16 protein-coding genes are annotated in these 18,853 nt (G+C 73.1%); 5 read left to right on the top strand and 11 right to left on the bottom strand.

Annotated elements, in window-relative coordinates:
* The first annotated feature begins 14 nt into the window (after positions 1-14).
* From QQM67_RS10665 to QQM67_RS10655, 3 genes are all read left to right on the top strand, one after another.
* Positions 15-2,795 carry a helix-turn-helix transcriptional regulator gene (locus tag QQM67_RS10665; protein WP_314173450.1) on the top strand — a complete coding sequence of 927 codons (2,781 nt, stop codon included), beginning with the start codon at positions 15-17 and terminating at the stop codon, positions 2,793-2,795.
* Between the two features lie 164 nt (positions 2,796-2,959).
* Entirely contained in the window at positions 2,960-4,219 is a 1,260-nt protein-coding gene (locus tag QQM67_RS10660) for a cytochrome P450 family protein (protein ID WP_314173449.1), read from the top strand.
* Positions 4,216-4,647, top strand: coding sequence for a helix-turn-helix domain-containing protein (locus QQM67_RS10655; RefSeq protein ID WP_314173448.1), 432 nt, complete (start codon positions 4,216-4,218; stop codon positions 4,645-4,647). Before QQM67_RS10660 ends, QQM67_RS10655 begins: the two co-directional genes overlap by 4 nt.
* A 141-nt stretch (positions 4,648-4,788) precedes the next feature.
* Here the strand turns inward: QQM67_RS10655 and QQM67_RS10650 are convergent, their stop codons facing one another.
* Positions 4,789-6,159, bottom strand: coding sequence for a peptidase C39 family protein (locus QQM67_RS10650; RefSeq protein ID WP_314173447.1), 1,371 nt, complete (start codon positions 6,157-6,159; stop codon positions 4,789-4,791).
* Positions 6,160-6,410: 251 nt separating this feature from the next.
* On the opposite strand from QQM67_RS10650, the gene QQM67_RS10645 reads away from it, so the two are divergent.
* Positions 6,411-7,031 carry a uridine kinase family protein gene (locus QQM67_RS10645; RefSeq protein WP_314173446.1) on the top strand — a complete coding sequence of 207 codons (621 nt, stop codon included), beginning with the start codon at positions 6,411-6,413 and terminating at the stop codon, positions 7,029-7,031.
* 507 nt (positions 7,032-7,538) lie between these two features.
* Positions 7,539-9,602: an AAA family ATPase gene (locus QQM67_RS10640; RefSeq protein WP_314173762.1), complete on the top strand. Its 2,064-nt coding sequence runs from the start codon at positions 7,539-7,541 to the stop codon at positions 9,600-9,602.
* Here the strand turns inward: QQM67_RS10640 and QQM67_RS10635 are convergent.
* The 10 genes from QQM67_RS10635 to ribD all read right to left on the bottom strand — a co-directional run bounded on the left by QQM67_RS10635 (position 9,523) and on the right by ribD (position 18,850).
* A complete protein-coding gene (locus tag QQM67_RS10635) occupies positions 9,523-10,812 on the bottom strand; it encodes a hemolysin family protein (RefSeq protein ID WP_314173445.1) in 1,290 nt (429 codons plus the stop codon). The two genes, QQM67_RS10640 and QQM67_RS10635, sit on opposite strands and share 80 nt — an antisense overlap.
* Positions 10,809-12,197 (bottom strand): hemolysin family protein, encoded by a 1,389-nt coding sequence (locus QQM67_RS10630; protein ID WP_314173444.1) that lies wholly within the window; start codon positions 12,195-12,197, stop codon positions 10,809-10,811. The genes QQM67_RS10635 and QQM67_RS10630 overlap by 4 nt, the downstream gene beginning before the upstream one ends.
* A gap of 342 nt (positions 12,198-12,539) precedes the next feature.
* Complete coding sequence (locus QQM67_RS10625) at positions 12,540-12,986, bottom strand: PH domain-containing protein (RefSeq protein WP_314173443.1); 447 nt, start codon at positions 12,984-12,986, stop codon at positions 12,540-12,542.
* Between the two features lie 29 nt (positions 12,987-13,015).
* A complete protein-coding gene (hisG, locus tag QQM67_RS10620) occupies positions 13,016-13,864 on the bottom strand; it encodes an ATP phosphoribosyltransferase (protein WP_314173442.1) in 849 nt (282 codons plus the stop codon).
* Positions 13,865-14,029: 165 nt separating this feature from the next.
* Positions 14,030-14,302, bottom strand: coding sequence for a phosphoribosyl-ATP diphosphatase (locus QQM67_RS10615; RefSeq protein WP_314173441.1), 273 nt, complete (start codon positions 14,300-14,302; stop codon positions 14,030-14,032).
* 81 nt (positions 14,303-14,383) lie between these two features.
* Positions 14,384-14,866, bottom strand: coding sequence for a 6,7-dimethyl-8-ribityllumazine synthase (gene ribH, locus QQM67_RS10610; RefSeq protein WP_314173440.1), 483 nt, complete (start codon positions 14,864-14,866; stop codon positions 14,384-14,386).
* Positions 14,867-14,943: 77 nt separating this feature from the next.
* Positions 14,944-16,320: a bifunctional 3,4-dihydroxy-2-butanone-4-phosphate synthase/GTP cyclohydrolase II gene (locus tag QQM67_RS10605; protein ID WP_314173439.1), complete on the bottom strand. Its 1,377-nt coding sequence runs from the start codon at positions 16,318-16,320 to the stop codon at positions 14,944-14,946.
* Between the two features lie 77 nt (positions 16,321-16,397).
* On the bottom strand, positions 16,398-17,072 hold the full coding sequence (locus tag QQM67_RS10600) for a nicotinamide mononucleotide transporter family protein (protein WP_314173438.1): 675 nt from the start codon (positions 17,070-17,072) through the stop codon (positions 16,398-16,400).
* Positions 17,069-17,722 (bottom strand): riboflavin synthase, encoded by a 654-nt coding sequence (locus tag QQM67_RS10595; RefSeq protein WP_314173437.1) that lies wholly within the window; start codon positions 17,720-17,722, stop codon positions 17,069-17,071. The genes QQM67_RS10600 and QQM67_RS10595 overlap by 4 nt, the downstream gene beginning before the upstream one ends.
* Positions 17,723-18,850, bottom strand: a complete 1,128-nt coding sequence (ribD, locus tag QQM67_RS10590; protein ID WP_314173761.1) for a bifunctional diaminohydroxyphosphoribosylaminopyrimidine deaminase/5-amino-6-(5-phosphoribosylamino)uracil reductase RibD — start codon at positions 18,848-18,850, stop codon at positions 17,723-17,725.
* Positions 18,851-18,853 lie beyond the last annotated feature (3 nt).

The following is an 18,853-nucleotide window of genomic DNA, read 5'->3' as shown; positions in this document are numbered from 1 at the left end:
TCTAGACTCGGCGCATGTTGTGGGGGCGCGGTGCCGAGCAGGCCGCGATCGACGGGATGCTCGCCGCGGGCCGCGGCGGAGCGGGCGGCGCGCTCGTGCTGGTGGGCGAACCCGGCGCGGGGAAAACGGAGTTACTCGCCTTCGCGCGGTCGCGGGCCGGAGATCTGCGAGTGCTTCACGCCCGGGGCAGCGAGGCCGAGTCGGTGCTCCCCTACGCCGCGGTGCACCAACTGCTGCACCCGGTGCTGGACGGAATGGGGCAGCTTCCCGAGCCGCAGGCGGACGCGCTGAGCATCGCGCTCGGCCGGAAGGCCGGACCGGCCCCCGACCGCTTCCTGGTGTCGACGGCCGTGCTCACCCTGCTCTCCGACCTCGGCGGCGAGCGGCCCGTGCTGTGTCTGGTGGACGAGTTGCACTGGGTGGACGAACCCTCCGCCCAGGTGCTCGCGTTCGTCGCCCGGCGGCTCGGCAGCGAGCCGGTGGTGCTGCTCGCGGCCTCGCGGCACGGCGAACCGGCGGTCGCGACCGGCATGGAAGAGCTACGTCTGCGAGGGCTCGCCCCCGGCGACTCAGCGAAGCTCCTCGACGCGCGCTGGGGCGAGGACCTGTCACCGGCGGTCCGGGACCGGCTGGTGGCGGCGACCGGCGGCAATCCCCTCGCCCTGGCGGAGATCCCCGGAACCCTCACCGAGCGGCAGCTGCACGGACGCGACGCGCTGCCCGATCCCCTGCCGCTGGCAGGCGAGTTGGAGCGGGTCTTCTCCCGCGTGATCAGGCAGCGCGATCCCGCAGAGCGGAGCCTTCTGCTGCTGTGCGCGGCGCAGGGCCCGGGCGATCTGGCCACGATCCGGCGGGCGGCCGGCGCGCTCGGCGTCGGCTGCGCGCCGCTGGAGTCGGAGGAGCTGGCGGGGTTCGTACGCGTGGAGGGCTCCACGGTCGTCTTCCGTCATCCGCTGGTCCGAGCCGCCGCCTACCACGACGCCGCCCCGCACGCCCGGCGCGCAGCGCACGCGGCGCTCGCCGGCGTGCTGGCGGACCACGAGCGCGAGGCGGACCGCAGGGCGTGGCATCTCTCGCAGGCCGCGGACGGGCCGGACGAGAACGTCGCGCGAGAGCTGGAGCGTTCGGCCGGCAGAGCGCTGCGGCGCTCCGGGCACGGCGCCTCGGCCACCGCGCTGGAACGTGCGGCGGAGCTGAGCCCGGACGAGCCCGACCGCGCCCGCCGTCTGGCCGCCGCGGCGGACGCCGCCTGGACGGGCGGCGACCTCGTACGTGCCCGCGGCCTCGCCGACCGGGCCGACCAACTCAGCGGCGCCTCCCCGGCGGTGGAGCTGCGGATGCGGTATCTGCGCGGAATGATCGAGCTGCGCGGCGGTGTCGCGACCGACTCCCTGGCGATCCTGCTGTCCGCCGCGGACAAGGCCGCGGAGAGCGATCCGCGGCTGTGCGTGCGCATCCTCGTCTCCGCCGGAGAGGCCGCCTTCCTCGCGGGCGACGCGGCAGCGGCGCGGGAGGTCGACCGCCTCATGGCACGCCTTCCGCACACCGGCGAGGGCCGCGATCGCGTACTGGCCCGGCTCTTCCTGGCGGTGGCGCCGGTCAGCAGGGGCGAGAGCCCCGCGTCGCTGGCGTCCGATCTCCGACGTGCCGAGGAGACGGGCGACCCCTATCTGCTCGTACGAGCCGGGGGTCTGGCCTTCGCCCGGGGCGACTACGACCTCGCGCGGCGGCTGCGCACCCGCGGAACGGCGCGGGCACGGTCGCTCGGCGCGGCCGGGACGCTCGCCTGGGCCCTGTGGTATCAGGCCAACGACGAGATGCTGCGCGGACGTTACGCACACGCCGAGGCTCTGGTGAGCGAAGGGCACGACCTGGCCGCGGAGACGGGCCAGCCCAATCTCGGGTGGCAGCACCAGGCGACCCGTACCGCCCTGGCAGCGGTACGCGGACGCGGGCAGGAGGCCCGGCGGCTCGCCGGCGAGGTCACCGCGCAGGCCGGCGCCCGCCGGCTGGCGACCGCGGGGGCGACGGTGCGCAGCGCCCTCGCCCGGCTCGCGCTGGCGGAAGGCGACGGCCAGGAGGCGGCCCTGCATCTGGAGACCATGCGCGGCTTGATGTCGACCAGTCACCACCGGGTCTCGCTGACCGTGATCCCCGATCATGTCGAGGCCGCCGTACGGGCGGGACTGCCCGAGCAGGCCCACGAGTTGTACGCGCGCTTCATGCCCCGGGACACCGCGTCGGCGCCCGCCCAGGCGAGGGCGCTGACGGCCCGTACGCGCGCGCTGGTGACCGACGGCGACGAGGCGGACCGCTCGTTCCGGGAGGCCCTGCGCCTGCACGCCGAGGTGGATCTTCCGCTCGACCGCGCACGCACCGTCCTGCTGTACGGCGAGTTCCTGCGGCGGCGGAAGCGGCGGGCCGACGCCCGCACACGGCTGCGCGCCGCCCTGGAGGAGTTCGAGCTGCTCGGCGCGGCGGCGTGGGCCCGGCGCGCCCGCGAGGAACTGCGCGCCACGGGCGAGACCGTGCGCCGCCGGGACCCGCACGCCCTGGAGTCGCTCACGCCGAAGGAGCTCCAAGTCGTGGAGGCGGTCGGCCAGGGCCACACCAACCGGGAAGCGGCGGCGCAGCTGTTCATCAGCCCGCGCACGGTCGACGACCACCTCCGCAAGGTGTTCCGCAAGCTCGGCATCAGCTCCCGTACGGAACTCGTGAGGCTCGCGCTGACCGGCGACGGCGTCGGGGACAGCCACGGTGACGACCCCCGCGGCGCCGCACGGGACCAGCCGTAACTCACGTGTTCCCGCCCGGAGCTGGAATACCGGCGATCTCGCCGGTTCGAGGCACCGGCACCGCTGTCTAGCGTGAGCCGAGCACGGCTTGCGGTCAGCTTGCCGTCGACTTCCGGAACGGCGATCGACCGGCGCACGCCGCCGGTCGCTCAAGGGGGATGTCCATGACGCGTGCCGACGACGCACCGGCGACCGTGCTGGGCGGGGAGTTCATCCACGACCGCCTCGCCCGCTACGAGCAGCTGCGCCGCGAGGGCCCGGTCCACGCGGCGGTGATGCCCGACGGGCTGCGCGTGTGGATGGTGACGCGTTACGACGAGGCCCGCGAGGCCCTGGCCAGCCCGTCGTTGAGCAAGGACTCGCGCCGTGCGGCCCCGTTGCACGAGCGCCGGGCGCGCGAACAGGGAACTCCTCTCACGCCCTTCCCCGAAGCGCTCACGATGCACATGCTCAACAGGGACCCTCCGGACCACACACGGCTGCGCAAGCTCGTCGGCAGGGCGTTCACGGCGCGCAGAGTGGAGATGATGCGGCCACGGATCGAGCAGATCACCGACGATCTGCTCACCGGGCTGGAGAGCGAGCTGGGGCGCACGGGGGAACGGGAAGTCGAGCTCCTCGGCTCCTTCGCGTTTCCGCTGCCGCTGACGGTGATCTGCGAACTCTTCGGCGTACCGGAGGCCGACCGCGCCCCGTTCCGGTCGTGGTCCGACGTCATCGCCCGGTACGCCTACGGCCCTGAGGCGTACGAGGCCACGTTCACGATGCTCGACTTCCTGACGGACCTGGTCACTTCGCGGCGCCGGCGGCCCGCGGACGACATGCTGAGCGACCTGGTGCGCGCGGGCGACGGCGACGGCGACGAGCGGCTCAACACGTCCGAACTGATCGCGATGGCCTTCCTGTTGCTCTCCGCGGGCCACGAGACCACCGCGCACCTGATCGGCAACGGCGTCCTCGCGCTGCTGAGCGACCCGGACCGCGCGGCGGCGCTCCGTGCCGACCCCGGGCTGGTGCCCGGCGCGGTCGAGGAGATCCTGCGGCATCAGAGCCCGGCCGGCATCACGACGCTGCGCTTCACCACCGCTCCCCTGCGCCTCGGCGAAGTGGAGATCCCCGAGGACGAGTTCGTCGTGATCGCCCTCGAATCGGCGAACCGGGACCCCCAACGGTTCGGCGCCGCCGGTGACTTCGACGCTCACCGCTTCGACGCCGGACACGGGCAGCCCGGCCACCTCGCCTTCGGCCACGGCATCCACCACTGCCTGGGAGCCCCGCTCGCCCGGCTGGAAGGCCGGATCGCGCTGGCCGGACTCCTCGCGCGCTTTCCGCGCATGACTCTCGCCACCCGGCCCGAACAGCTGCGATGGAGGAACAGCCTCATCTTCCGCGGCCTGGAGACCCTTCCCGTGAAGCTCACATGAGGGCGGTACGAACCCCGGAGTCTCAGGGAACGACCGAGGAGACGCTGAGCATCGGAGAGCTGGCGTCCCGCTCGGGGCTGCCGGTCAGGACCGTCCGCTACTACTCCGAGATCGGCCTGCTCAAGGAGGCGGGACGCAGCGCCGGCGGCCATCGCCGCTACACGCCGTCGCAGCTCGAACGCCTCTGGCTGATCAGGCGGTTGAGGGCACTGGAGACGCCGGTGACGGCCATCGCCCGCGTCCTCGCCGGCGAACGGACCCTCAGCGACCTCGTCGCGGCCGAACTGGAGGCCGTCCAGGGGGAGTTGAGGCGGCTGAACCGCCGCCGGGCGACCCTCCACGCCTTGCACACGTGCCCGGAGAGGGAGCGCCTGCACCGCCTGGCCTCACTCACGTCGTGCAACGCCCCCGACGACGACCGGAGTTGACCGAATCGGCCGAATCGACCGGAATTGATCGAATGCAGCCCCGTCCACCGGATCCTTCCGGTGGACGGGGCGCGTACGGCGACGGTCGGCGGCGTGGATCGGCGCCGCCGTCGGGCGGCGGCGCTCAGCCGCATTCCAGGCTCAGCCGATTCCCAGGCTTCGCAGGACCTGGCGCTGCCCGGAGTTCAGCCGGGTCGGGAAGTAGAGGTAACACACGCCGCCCGTACCGGACTTGACCTTGCCGTCCTCGTCCTTGCGCTTGGTCCGCAGCCAGATGTTCTCCCACTGGCGGCGCTTGTAGACGTGGCGTACGGCGTCGTTGTCCTCCGAGGCCGGGTCGTTGGCGATGACGTCGCCGTCCTTGGTGAATCCGATGACGGTCATCAGGTGGCCTGCGGTGCCGTAACCGGCGCCGTCCAGTTCGGACTCGATGAACGACTGAGAGGTGATGACGGGGATGCCCGCCGCGACGAGACGTTCGACGTCGGTGAGGCTGCCGAGCCGGGTGACCACCGACTCCATGTCGCGGTACGTGGCCGCGTAGGCGGCGTTGAAGGGCCAGTTGCCGCAGCCCTCGTACTGGTAGTCGAAGGTGTAGCGGGCCGCGTGGCACACCTGGGGGTCGGCGAAGTCCGGGTCGACCCACTCCAGGTCCTTCTCGGACGGCTTGCGGCCCCAGTACTCGAGGATCATCTGCGAGGAGGTGGGGCTGCACCAGGCCTCGCCGCCGCCGTCGTACTCCGGATACTGCCCCTTGTGCACCTCCTGCGAGTAGCGAGGCACCTTCAGCTCGACGCCGCGCCCCGGGCCGGGCTTCGAGGCGGGCACCGTGAAGCGGTCGGGAACGTCCGAGCTCATCGCGCTCAGGCGCCAGACGGCCGGCTCGGCGCCGCCGGCCAGCGCGCGGTAGAGGGTGAGGCGCACCTGGAACGCCTTCAGCCGGAGGCCGCTGTCCAGCTTGTCGATCGAGAACGTGTCGGTCCACACGCTCGACTTGCCGTCGCTCTGGTCGTCGACGGAGGTGCGGCGCGGAACGTCCTTGCCGTCTCCGGCGGTCCAGATGCCCATCGTGTACCAGGGCGTCTTGGTGCCGTCGGTGTAGACACCGTGGAGTTCGACGCGCAGCCACGTGCCCTTTGGTGTGTGCGCGTTCCAGGACGTGACGACCTCGCCCGCGGCGACACCGGCGGGGCGCAGCGGCGAGGTCCACGTGGCGTACTCCCAGGTGGCGGTCTCGCCGGTGTGCGGGTCCTTGTACTCTGCGGTGCCCTGCGGGGTGTCGAAGATCACGGCCGGACGGCCCTGCCGGACCACGCGCGTCCCCTCGGCCTCGCCCTCCGCCCAGTCGCGGGCGGCGCTCCAGCTGCGCAGCGAGATCTTCGACTTCTCGCCTCCCACTCGCCCGGGCCGTGCGGCCCGCTCCGCCGCGGAGGCCGGCGAAGAGCCCGCGAAGGCCGCCGTGGCGACGGCGGCGGCCAGTACGGTACGGCGCGTGGTGGGTCTGCTGTTCATGGCCATCGATCCCTCAATCCCGGTTCCCATGCGGCAGGTGCGCGTCAGAGTGCCACTATCCCCGTTCCGGCGCCCCGCGGGCCAGCAGTCCGGCTGCGGCGCCCCCACCAACATTGGAGTGGACCACTAACAGGGCAGACGGCCACGGCCACGGCCCGGCGGGCCCGGTCCGGGGTCGGGCGGGGGTCGGCCGTGCCCGGGACGATCACGGCCGGATCCCGGCGGCGGGGTCTCCGCCGTACGCTGATCCGGTGTCCAGGCGCCTCCCTGCCGTCCCCGTCGTCCCTCTCGACGCGCTCACCGCCCGGCTGCGGGACCGGCCGCCGTCGTGCGGGCCCGTGCGGCTGGTCGCCGTCGACGGGCACGCCGGGTCGGGCAAGACCACCTTCGCCGGGCGGCTCGCCGGGGAACTCGGGGGCGCCCCCGTACTGCACCTGGACGACCTGGCCAGCCACGACGCCTTCTTCGACTGGACCGGCCGGCTCACCGAGCAGGTGCTCACACCGCTCTCCCAGGGACGCACAGCGCGCTACGCCCCGTACGACTGGACCCGGGCGACCTTCCCCGGCGATCCGGACGCCGCGGCCACCCTGCGGCCCGAGCCGGTGGTCCTCGTCGAGGGCGTGGGGGCGGGGCGGCGTGCCCTGCGGCCGCATCTGGCCTGTCTGCTGTGGATGGACATGGCGGCCGGGGACGCGTGGCGGCGCGGGCGCGCACGGGACGGCGGGAAGCTCACGGAATTCTGGGAGGCGTGGACGCACGCGGAGAGTGCGCATTTCGCGGAGGACCCTTCGCATTCATCTGCGAATTTCGTGGTGCGTCAGGGAGCGCAGGGATTCGAGGTGCGAGAGGGGCCCGCGGGAGGGTGCTGACAGTCCCAACTCCTCACCGTCGGTGACCCGTTGGGAGCTTCCGGCACCTCTTCCGCACCAGGTGCACCGGGGCCGCTTGACCCGGGAGCCTCACAGGAATTACTTTTCCAACAAGCGGTCTGTACAGGTCGCCCGCAGACGCGAAGCCCCCGGTTGTTCCCCCGTGATCGGGGGCTTCGTTCTGCCCGCGTTCCGTCCCGCGGCCGTATCCCCCTCCAGCGGTGTTCACCGTATGTGACGGGAGTTGACCGCCCGGCGTCCCCACAGGGTTCCTGCCGCGTCGAGTGCACCGCCCTTCGGCCCGGACGATCTCGCAGGTACGATGCGTAGGGCGGCGGGACATCGGGAAAACCAGGGTCAACGAGCCCCAATTCCCGCCCGGAGTACGGACGTTCGTCCCACAGCTCATCCGGCTGCCCGGCGCGGGGCACCGGGGCGCAGGGCCCCCGGGGGACGGAGCGGGCGGGCCTTCGGCGGATGACGGGGGGACGTTTCGTGGGGGACGTGATGGACTACGGCACGCAGGGCGGCCCGCATCTGCACACCCCTGCCGACCTCGCCTGGCTGCGTGGCGTGGACGCCTACACCGTGGGCCAGTACGCCCAGGCCGAGGAGGAGTTCCACACGGCCGTACGGCTCGATCCCGGCATGGCCGACGGCTGGCTCGGCCTGCATGCGCTGCGCGCGGACACCGCGACGGCGCTGCTGCGGATGTACCACAACCGCGGTCGCTTCGGTGAGCAGCGCAGGCGTCACGCCCGCAACCTCAACTCCTGGTATTGGCTCGGCTGGTGGGTGCAGCCGGTGCTGGAGAGCGAGCGCGATCTGCTGCTGGCGCACGCGTCGCACTGGCTCGACGGGCGGCACGTCGCCGAGCTCGACAGGGCGCTCGCGGACTGCCCTCCCGTGGAGACCGATCCGCAGGTGCGCTTCCTGCACGCGTGCCGCGCGTATCTCGCCAAGGACTGGGAGCGCCTCGTCGCGCACACCGAACCCCTCGTCGACGACGCGCTGCTGGGCATAGAGGCCGGCCTGTTCGCGGGGATGGCGCGGGTGCGGCTGGAGATGTACGGGCAGGCGGAGCCGCTGCTGGCCGCCGCGCTGATGCGCTGCCGCAGCGAGCAGCCGCAGCGCAAGGAGCTGCGCTACTGGCTCGCGCGCGCCCGCGAGGGCACCGGCCGCAGCGCCGCGGCCCTGCCGCTCTACCGCGCGGTGCACCGGATCGACCCGGCGTTCATGGACACCGCCGCACGGCTGACCACCATCGCGGAGAGCGACGGGCTCGGCGACGGCGGCGACCTGGCCGCGGCCATAACCCTGGCCGGCTCCGACACGGGCGCCGGCGGCCGGGCAGGGCAGGACGGCACCGCCGGCCTGGACGGCCCGTACGAGTCCGGGATGGACGCGGCCGAGACGTCCGCGGCGGAGCCCGGCCCCGGCGGCGGCCCGGCAGCCGGCGCCGGCCTCGACGGGCTGGGCGTGCCCGGCATGGCCGACGTCCCCGACCCCGCGGAGACCGCCGACCCGAACGTCGACCCCGGCGCGGACGCGCTGCGCCTGGAGGACTCCGGCGACCCGGCGGAGCCGGTGCGGGTCGACTCCGACGCCGTGCGGGACCGGATGATCCCGCACGCCGGCGGCTCGGGCGTCGACCGCGTGCTGACCGGCCCGTCCGACCCGGTGCTGCTCGCCCAGGCGCTGGACGAGCTGGAGCGGATGGTGGGCCTGGAGCCGGTCAAGCGGCAGGTGCGTGCGCTCTCGGCCCAGCTGCACATGGCGCGGCTGCGCGCCGCGCAGGGCCTGCCCGTCCAGCCGCCGAAGCGGCACTTCGTCTTCTCCGGCCCGTCCGGCACGGGCAAGACGACCGTGGCACGCATACTCGGCCGCGCGTTCTACGCGCTGGGACTCTTGGGCGGCGACCATCTCGTCGAGGCCCAACGGGCCGATCTGGTCGGCGAGTTCCTCGGTCAGACGGCGGTGAAGGCCAACGAGCTCATCGACTCGGCCCTGGGTGGCGTGCTCTTCGTCGACGAGGCGTACGCGCTGTCCAACTCCGGCTACAGCAAGGGCGACGCGTACGGTGACGAGGCGCTTCAGGTGCTGCTCAAGCGCGCGGAGGACAACCGCGACCAGCTGGTGGTGATCCTCGCCGGCTACCGGGAGGGCATGGACCGGCTGCTGGCCGCGAACCCGGGGCTCTCCTCACGCTTCACGACGCGCGTCGACTTCCCCAGCTACCGGCCGCTGGAGCTGACCGCGATCGGCGAGGTCCTCGCCGCCGACAACGGCGACGTGTGGGACGAGGAGAGCCTGGAGGAGATGCGCAGCATCAGCGGCCACGTCGTCGACCAGGGCTGGGTCGACGAGCTGGGCAACGGCCGCTTCCTGCGCACCCTTTACGAGAAGAGCTGCGCCTACCGCGACTTGCGGCTGTCGGGCTATCCGGGCACTCCGACCAGGGAGGACCTGGCCACGCTGCGGCTGCCGGACCTCATGCAGGCGTACGGTGAGGTGCTCTCCGGCCGGGGTCCGGACGGTCCGCGCCTGGATCCTCCTCCTCCGCTCGCCTGACCGCCCCGACGGAGCCCCCCTCTCCGGGCGTCTCCGCGCCGCGGTCCGCCTCGGCGGGACCCGAAGAGGCCGAACCGGACGAAGCGGCCGACGCCGCCGCCTGTGAAGCCGCGGGTCCCGCGCCGCCCGAAGTCCCGCCCGCACTCCGCTGCTTGGGCGGGGCGCCCGCCGACTCGTGCGCCGGGTCGCGGACTTCACCGACGAGCATCTCCAGCACGTCCTCCAGCGCCGCCAGTCCGAGCACCCGTCCCGACGCGTCCGCGACGGTCGCGAGGTGCGATGCGGCTCCCCGCATCGCCGCCAGCGCGTCGTCCAGGGGCAGTTCGGCGCGGAGCGTCGTCATGGAGCGCCACAGATGCTGCGGCACGGCACGGTCGTGCTCCGCGAGGTCCTCGGTCAGGTCGAGTATGTCCTTCACATGCAGATAGCCCATGAACGCGCCGTCGGAGTCGCACACCGGGAAGCGCGAGTAGCCGGTGCGCACCGTGAGTTCCTCCACCTGCCGCGGCGTGACGTCCGGCCCCACGGTCACCAGGGAGCCGGGGGCGAGGAGCACGTCCGTCACGGGACGCGAGCCGAGCTCCAGGGCGTCGGAGAGGCGCTCGTGTTCCTCGTGGTCCAGCAGCCCGGCCTGGCGTGAGTCCGCGAGGAGGTCGGTGAGCTGCTCGCTGGTGAAGGCGGCCTCGACCTCGTCCTTGGGCTCGACGCGGAAGAGACGCAGTACGACCGTGGAGCAGCTGCCGAGGCCCGCCGTCACCGGGCGGCACAGCCGGGCGAAGGCCACCAGGGCGGGCGAGAGCCGCAGCGCGGTGCGCTCCGGCGCCGCCATCGCGAGGTTCTTCGGCACCATCTCGCCGATGACGAGGTGGCAGGCGACGACGACGGCCAGCGCCACGACGTAGCCGACGGGGTGGACCAGCGCTTCGGGCAGCCGTACGGCGTCGAAGAGGGGCTCCAGCAGGTGCGCGATGGTGGGTTCGGCCACGGCGCCCAGCGTCAGCGAGCACACGGTGATGCCGAACTGCGCGGCGGCCATCATCTGCGGCAGGTTCTCCAGGCCGTTGAGGACCCGGCGGGCGCGCGCCGAACCGGCCGCCGCCAGCGGTTCGATCTGGCTGCGGCGCACCGAGACCAGAGCGAACTCGGCGCCGACGAAGAAGCCGTTGGCGAGCACCAGCAGTATGGCGAAGAGGATTTGGAGGGCGCTCACCCGAGGCTCCTCTCCGCGGGCACGGCGGCCCGCGCGGGCGGCGCACCGCCCCGTCCGCTCTCCTCGGCCCGCACGATACGGACGCGTTCGGCGCGGTGGTGGTCGACGAGGCGCACCCGCAGCTGCCAGCCGGGCGCACCGGAACCGCCCGGCAGGTGCGCGGTGTCGCCCGGGGCGGGGATGCGCCCGAGGCGGTCGGCGACGAGGCCGGCCACCGTCTCGTACGGGCCTTCAGGCGCGTCGAGGCCGATGCGGCGCAGCACGTCGACGCGGCAGGCGCCGTCGGCCTCCCACGCGGGGCGGCCCTCGGGGTCGGGGGCAGCGGGCGCGAGCACGGGTACGTCGTCGCCGTCGTGCTCGTCGCGCACTTCGCCGACGAGCTCCTCGACGATGTCCTCCAGGGTGACCACGCCCGCGGTGCCGCCGTACTCGTCGACGACGACCGCTATGGGCGCCTCCCTGCGCAGCCGCTCCAGCAGCGGCTGCACGGGCAGCGTCTCCGGGACGAGGAGCGCGGGGGCGGTGATGTCGTCGACGGGCGTGCGCAGCCGCTCCTGCGCGGGAACGGCGAGGGCGTCCTTGAGATGGGCGGTGCCGGTGATCTCGTCGAGGCGTCCGCGGCAGACGGGGAAGCGGGACAGGCCCGTGGCGCGGGTCAGGTTGACGACGTCCTCGGCGGTGGCGCCGCTCTGGAGCGCGCTGACGCGCACGCGCGGCGTCATCACGTGCTGCGCGGTGAGGCCGGCGAGGGAGAGCGTCCGTACGAACAGGTCCGCGGTGTCCTCCTCGATGGCTCCCGCACGCGCGGAGTGCCGGGCGAGGGAGACCAGTTCGCCCGGTGTGCGGGCCGAGGCCAGCTCCTCCGCGGGCTGGACGCCGAACGCGCGGACGATGCGGTTGGCGACGGCGTTGAGCAGCGTGATGACGGGGCGGAACGCGGCGGAGAAGAGCCGCTGCGGACCGGCGACGAATCGCGCGACGGCCAGCGGCCGGGAGACGGCCCAGTTCTTCGGCACCAGCTCGCCGATGACCATCTGCACGGCGGAGGCGACCAGCATGCCGACGGTGACGGCCGTGCCGGGCACGGCGCCCTCGGGAAGGCCCGTCGCCGTCAGGGGCCCGCTCAGCAGGTGGGCGAGGGCCGGTTCGCTGAGCATGCCGACGACGAGGGAGGTGAGGGTGATGCCCAACTGGGTGCCGGAGAGCTGGAAGGAGAGCTCCGACAGGGCGGCCGTCACGGCGCGGGCCCTGCGGTCGCCCTCGGCGGCGGCCCGTTCTGCTTCGGGCCGTTCGACGGTGACGAGTCCGAACTCGGCTGCGACGAAGAAGCCGTTGGCGAGGACCAGCACGAAGGCGGCGGCGAGAAGCGTGAGCGAAAGGGTCATGCTGTGTCCCCCCGGAAGGTGCTGGGGAACACAGCGCAGGTACTACAGGACGATCCGTCCATCTCTGACGGGGGTCACTCCTCGGGTAGCGGGTCGCGGTCGGGGGCGGCTGGATCCGCCGTTCCGACCAGAGTAAACACGTCCGTGCGGCGCGCGGCAGAGGCGGCCGGCGGACGAGTCGATTCCGCCGCGAAGGCCGAAGCACGCTGTGACGGCGCCGCGTCGGGGCGTGGCGAAAAGGGGCGGCGACGGGTTTCGCCGCGGGGCCGCGGCGGGTTCGCCGCCGGGCCGGGGCAGGACTCGGCCGCGTCGCGATGGGAACCTGCCGGGGCGGTCAGCGCATCAGCGCACCGTCTCGCCCGTGCCGTGCCGTTCCGCCAGTGCACGCAGCGCGTTCGCGTCGGCGACGGCCCGCTCCTTCGCGATCCCCGGCTGGATGCCCATCGCGGGAAGGCTGGTGCCGTCGGCCAGGTCGAGGCTGACCCACGGGTCGCCCTGGCGGAGGTTGACCCGCAGCACCTCCGCCCATTCGAGGCGGCGCCTGGCCGTCAGGTTGACGACTGTGACTCCGCCCTCGTCGGCGGTCACGTGCGGACGCGACAGCAGAAGCAGTACGCCGAGAAAGAGCAGGCCGGTGACGACGAAGCTGACCCGCTCCCCCGTGCTCGTCGCGGGCAGGGTCAGCGCGACGGCCGTGAGCACGGCGAACACCGCGGCGCCGACCGTGAGGAGGACGGCGCGCGTGCGGCTCGGGCGGAACGTGACGGGCAGGGACGGAAGTTCGGTCATCCGGATCCTCCTGGAGGACGCGCGGCGAATCAGAGGCGGCAGGCGTGGATGCCGGTCGTGAGGATGGCGCGGGCGCCCAACTCGTAGAGGTCGTCCATGATTCGCTGCGCCTCCTTCGTACGGACCATGGAGCGTACGGCGACCCAGCCCTGGTCGTGCAGCGGTGAGACGGTGGGCGATTCGAGCCCGGGGGTGAGGGCGACGGCCTGCTCCAGGTGCTCGGCGCGGATGTCGTAGTCCATCATCACGTACCGGCGGGCGACGAGGACGCCCTGCATGCGGCGGAGGAACTGGCGGACCTTCGGGTCGTCGTCGGGGGCGTCGGTGCCGCGCACGACGACGGCCTCGGAGTGCAGGATCGGCTCGCTGATGATCTCCAGGCCGGCGTTGCGCAGGGTGCTGCCCGTCTCGACGACGTCGGCGATGACTTCGGCGACGCCGAGCTGGATGGCCGTCTCCACGGCGCCGTCGAGGTGCACGACGGAGGCGTCCACGCCGTGCTCCGCGAGGTGCTTGGTGACGATGCCGGAGAAGGACGTGGCGACGGTCATCCCGGTGAATTCGCGTACGTCCGTGGCCGTGCCGGGGCGGGTGGCATAGCGGAACGTCGAGCCGGCGAAGCCGAGTTGGAGGATCTCCTCGGCCTCCGCCCCGGAGTCGAGGAGCAGGTCGCGTCCGGTGATGCCGATGTCGAGCTTGCCGGAGCCGACGTAGACGGCGATGTCACGGGGCCGCAGGAAGAAGAACTCGACGTCGTTCTCGCTGTCCGTCAGGACGAGTTCACGGCGGTCCTTGCGCTGTTTGTAGCCCGCCTCATGGAGCATCTCCGCCGCAGGCTCGGAGAGAGAACCCTTGTTGGGGACGGCGATGCGCAGCATGGTGCGGGCTTCCTTTGCGTGGGTGAGATACGTGGGCGGGTGCCGGACGGGCGCAGGACTGAGACTGCGCGGTGCCCGGCGGAATCCGGTGCGGACGTGCGGAGCGTGACGTGTGAGTGCGGTGCGTGAGTGCGAAGTGCGGAGAGACGAGGTGCCGGGCGGGACTCAGAGGTGAGCGTATACGTCCTCGAGGGTCACACCGCGGGCGATCATCAGGACCTGGAGATGGTAGAGGAGTTGCGAGATCTCCTCCGCGGTGCGCTCGTCGCCCTCGTACTCGGCGGCCATCCACACCTCGGCGGCCTCCTCGACGATCTTCTTGCCGATGGAGTGCACGCCCTGCGCGGCGAGTTCGGCCGTGCGCGAGGTGATCGGGTCGCCGTTGGCGGCCTTGTGCTGGAGCTCGGCGAAGAGCTCCTCGAATGTCTTGTTCGCCATGGTGTTCCCAACTCTACGGGGCGGCTTCCGGGCCTCCCGGGGCAGGGTCGGGCAGGTCAGGCGGTCGGGCCGTCGGGGGGGTCAGGCCGGTGCCGCCACCGAGCGCAGCGCGGCGGCGGTCGCCACGGCGGCGGTGGTGGCCTCGTGCCCCTTGTCCTCGGAGGAGCCCGCCAGCCCGGCCCTGTCGAGGGCCTGCTGCTCGTCGTCGCACGTGAGGACGCCGAAGCCGATCGGCACGCCGGTCTCGACCCCGACCTGCGTCAGGCCCTGGGTCACGCCCTGGCAGACGTAGTCGAAGTGCGGCGTACCGCCACGGATGACGACGCCGAGCGCGACGACGGCGTCATAGCCCGCTTCGGCCAGGGCCCTTGCGGCGACGGGCAGTTCGAAGCTGCCCGGGACGCGCAGCAGCGCCGGCTCGCCCGTGCCCAGCTCGCGGGCGGCGCGCAGGGCGCCGGCCACGAGCCCGTCCATCACCGTCTCGTGCCACTGGGCGGCGACCACGGCCACGCGCAGATCGCCGCTTACCTCCACGGACACTTCGGGGGCACCCTTGCCGCTCACGTTCCTCGCTCCTTGCCTCTATTCGCAGGTCTTGTCTCTGTCGGTCTCGCCGGTCGTCTGTCTCTGGTGCCCGGCGCTCACTGGTTGCCGCAGGGCGAGGCGTTCCGCGCCTCCAGCCAGGGCAGGTCGTGGCCCATGCGGTCGCGCTTGGTGCGCAGATAGCGCAGGTTGTGCTCGCCCGCCTCGACGGGCATGGCGACGCGCTCCTCGACGCGCAGCCCGTGACGCTCGAGCGCCTCGGACTTCTCGGGGTTGTTGGTCATCAGCCGCACGGAGCGCACACCGAGGTCGTCGAGCACGCGGGCCGCCGCCGCGTAGTCGCGGGCGTCTGCTGGCAGCCCCAGTTCGAGGTTGGCGTCGAGGGTGTCGCGGCCGCGCTCCTGGAGCTCGTACGCGCGCAGCTTGGACAGCAGCCCGATGCCGCGGCCCTCGTGGCCCCGCAGATACACCACCACGCCGCGGCCCTCGGCCTGCACCCGCTCCAGGGACGCCTCCAGCTGCGTGCCGCAGTCGCAGCGCAGCGAGCCGAACACGTCGCCCGTGAGGCACTCGGAGTGGACGCGCACCAGCACGTTCTCCCCCGCGCTCGCGGTGAGGTCTCCGACGGCCAGGGCGATGTGCTCGACGCCGTCGGTGGTGGAGCGGTAGCCGTACGCCCGGAACTCGCCGTGCCGCGTCGGCAGGCGGGTGGCGGCCTCGCGCCGGACCTCGGGCTCGTCCGGGACGACGACGGGTACGGGCTCCTCCGCCGCGGCGCCGGAGGTGGCCTCGCGGTAAGCGATGAGGTCCTCGATGGAGATCACCGCGAGGCCGTGCTTGCGCGCGAACGGGAGCAGTTCGGGCAGCCGCAGCATCGTGCCGTCCTCCCCGGCGATCTCGACGATGGCGGCGGCGGGACGCAGCCCGGCGAGCCTCGCCAGATCGACCCCGGCCTCGGTGTGCCCGGCCCGTGCCAGTACGCCGCCCGGCTTGGCGCGCAGCGGGAAGGCGTGCCCGGGCCGTACGAAGTCGGACGGCTCGGCCTCGGGGTCGGCCAGCAGCCGGATGGTGGTGGCGCGGTCGGCGGCGGAGATGCCGGTGGTCACGCCGTGGCGCGCGGTGGCGTCGACGGTGACCGTGAAGGCGGTGCCCATCGCCTCGGAGTTCCGCTCGACCATCTGCGGCAGATCCAGCCGGTCCAGATCCTCGGCCTCCATGGGCGTGCAGATCAGGCCCCTGCACTCGCTCATCATGAAGGCGACGATCTCGGGGGTGATGCGCTCCGCGGCGACGATCAGATCTCCCTCGTTCTCCCGGCTCTCGTCGTCCACGACGACGACCGGGCGGCCGAGGGCGGCATCGGCTATCGCGCGCTCCACGGGATCGAGGGTGAAGTCGTCGGGGCTGCGGTCCGGCAGCTGCGGTGTCCCGGCGGCCTCGCCGTACACGTGCCGGCTGGTGGTGGCTGCGGTCATGCCTGCGCCTCCTCGGTGTGCCCTGCTTCTCGGGCCGGTTGTGCCGGTCTGCGACCCGGCGACGCTGCCGGGCCCGTTCATGGACGTGCTCCTTCGACGGCGGCTCCGCGGCCTGCGGAAGCCGTGGGTGCGGCCGTACGGGTCCTCAGCCACCAGCTGCGCATGCCCCACAGCACGAGGCCGAGGTAGACGACGTACACCAGCCCGGAGAAGGGAAGCCCGCTGCTGAAGGCCAGCGGGACGCCGACGACGTCGACCAGGAGCCAGGCGAACCAGAACTCCACGAGCCCGCGCGCCTGCGCCGTCATCGCGGCGAGGGTGCCGACGAAGATGTAGGCGTCCGGCCAGGGGCTCCACGACAGCTTCGGCACGAGCGTGAAGAGCCCGCCGACCGCGAGGGTGCCCAGGACCGTGCCGGCGAACAGCACGCCGCGCTCGCGGAGCGTCGCGAACCGCACGGTGATCGCGCCGTCCTCGGCGGTGCGGTTGCCGCGGCGCCACTGCCACCAGCCCCACAGCGCGACGACGATGACCAGCAGCTGCTTGCCGACTCCGCCCGCGAGCTGCGCCGAGTAGTACGCGGCCACGAGGACGACGCCGGCCAGCACCTGGACGGGCCAGGTGAGGACGGAGCGCCGCCAGCCCAGGGCGAGCGCGGCCAGGCCGATGACGTTGCCGATGAGGTCGGAGTAGATGACGTGCTGCCCGAGGGCCGTGAACGCCTCGTCGTCGAGGAATCCGAGGGCGTTCACCGGACGGCTTCCCTCGGGTCTGCGGCGCCGCCGTCGGCCGCGGGTTCGCTCCCGCCCGCCTGCGTGCCGCGGTCGTGGGTGAGCAGCCGCTCCACGTACTTGGCCAGGACGTCGACCTCGAGGTTGACCGGGTCGCCGGGCCCCTTGATGCCGAGGGTGGTCAGCTCCAGCGTCGTCGGGATCAGGCCGACGGTGAAGTGCGCGTCGCCCGCCTCGACGACGGTGAGGCTGACGCCGTCGACGGTGATCGAGCCCTTCTCGACGATGTACTTGGCCAGCTGCGGCGGCAGTTGGATCCGTACCGTCCCGTCCTCGGTCCGCTCGGCGACGGTGCCGGTGCCGTCGACGTGGCCCTGGACGATATGACCGTCGAGCCTTCCGCCCAGCGCCATGGGGCGCTCCAGGTTGACGCGGGAGCCGGCGGCGAGCGCGCCGAGGCTGGAGCGGGCAAGGGTCTCGCCGATGACGTCCGCCGTGAACTCCCCGCCGGACGTCTCGACGACCGTGAGGCAGACGCCGTTGACGGCGATCGAGTCACCGTGCCCGGCCCCTTCGGTGACGAGGGGGCCGCGCAGCCGGAGCCGGGCCGCGCCCGGCAGCTTCTCCACGGCGACGACTTCGCCCAGCTCTTCGACGATTCCGGTGAACACTCAGGACTCCTCGGTGGCAGCGGTGGATGCGGTCGTGGCGGCGGAGGCGCCGGTGCCGCCGGCGCGCAGGGCGTCCGCGGGCACCGCGGTCACGCGCAGGTCCGGGCCGACGCGGACGGCTTCGGTGACCTTCAGTCGCAACGCCTGCGCGATGGTGGCGATTCCGGCGTCGCCGAGGGCGGCCGGCCCGGCGCCCAGCAGTACTGGCGCGATGTAGCCGATCACTTCGTCGACGGCCCCGGCCCTTACGAAGGACCCGGCGAGCGTCGGGCCGCCTTCGAGGAGCACCGAGCGGATCTCCCGCGCGTGCAGCTCCTCCAGAAGCGCCGTCAGATCGAGCCCGGGCCGCTCCCCTTCGGCGCGCGGCAGCCTCAACACCTCGGCGGCGCCGCCGAGTCCGTCCGTTTCGGCGTCCTGTGCGACGGCGACGAGCGTGGGTGCGGTCCCGTCGAGCACGCGGGCTCCCGGCCGCACGGCGGACGCGCCGGTGTCGAGCACGACGCGCAGCGGCTGCACCGCGCCGGAGACGCCGCGCACGGCGAGGTGCGGATCGTCCGCACGCACCGTCCCGGAGCCGACGAGCACGGCGTCGGTGCGGGCACGCAGGCGGTGGACGTCGGCGCGGGCCTCGTCGGAGGTGATCCAGCGGCTGGAGCCGTCGGTGGCGGCGATGCGGCCGTCGAGCGTCGCGGCGTACTTCCAGACGACGTACGGGCGGCGCAGCCTCACCGAGGTGAGCCATGCCGCGTTGCCCGCCGCCGCCTCGTCGGCCAGCAGCCCCTTGACCACGTCGATGCCCGCCTCGGCGAGGCGGTTCGCACCGCCGGGCGCGGACGGGTCGGCGACGGCGTAGACGACACGGGCGATGCCCGCCTCGATCAGGGCCAGGGAGCAGGGACCGGTGCGGCCGGTGCGGTCGCAGGGTTCGAGGGTGACGACGGCGGTGCCGCCGCGTGCGTCGTCCCCGGCCTCGGCCAGTGCGTGGACCTCGGCGTGCGGGCCGCCGGCGCGCTGGTGCCAGCCCTCGCCCACGGGGTAGCCCTCCGGGCTGAGCACGACGCAGCCGACGACGGGGTTGGGGCTGGTCGATCCGAGGCCGCGGGCGGCGAGTTCGACGGCGCGGCGCATGGC

It is taken from the genome of Streptomyces winkii (assembly GCF_032248595.1).
Lineage (GTDB): Bacteria > Actinomycetota > Actinomycetes > Streptomycetales > Streptomycetaceae > Streptomyces > Streptomyces winkii.
This window is presented reverse-complemented; position numbering and strand designations above follow the sequence as displayed.

Coding starts and splice junctions, on each gene's coding strand:
- QQM67_RS10665 (WP_314173450.1), top strand. CDS start 15: ATGTTGTGGGGGCGCGGTGCCGAGCAGGCCGCGATCGACGGGATGCTC.
- QQM67_RS10660 (WP_314173449.1), top strand. CDS start 2,960: ATGACGCGTGCCGACGACGCACCGGCGACCGTGCTGGGCGGGGAGTTC.
- QQM67_RS10655 (WP_314173448.1), top strand. CDS start 4,216: ATGAGGGCGGTACGAACCCCGGAGTCTCAGGGAACGACCGAGGAGACG.
- QQM67_RS10650 (WP_314173447.1), bottom strand. CDS start 6,159: ATGAACAGCAGACCCACCACGCGCCGTACCGTACTGGCCGCCGCCGTC.
- QQM67_RS10640 (WP_314173762.1), top strand. CDS start 7,539: ATGGACTACGGCACGCAGGGCGGCCCGCATCTGCACACCCCTGCCGAC.
- QQM67_RS10630 (WP_314173444.1), bottom strand. CDS start 12,197: ATGACCCTTTCGCTCACGCTTCTCGCCGCCGCCTTCGTGCTGGTCCTC.
- QQM67_RS10625 (WP_314173443.1), bottom strand. CDS start 12,986: ATGACCGAACTTCCGTCCCTGCCCGTCACGTTCCGCCCGAGCCGCACG.
- hisG (WP_314173442.1), bottom strand. CDS start 13,864: ATGCTGCGCATCGCCGTCCCCAACAAGGGTTCTCTCTCCGAGCCTGCG.
- QQM67_RS10615 (WP_314173441.1), bottom strand. CDS start 14,302: ATGGCGAACAAGACATTCGAGGAGCTCTTCGCCGAGCTCCAGCACAAG.
- QQM67_RS10605 (WP_314173439.1), bottom strand. CDS start 16,320: ATGACCGCAGCCACCACCAGCCGGCACGTGTACGGCGAGGCCGCCGGG.
- ribD (WP_314173761.1), bottom strand. CDS start 18,850: ATGCGCCGCGCCGTCGAACTCGCCGCCCGCGGCCTCGGATCGACCAGC.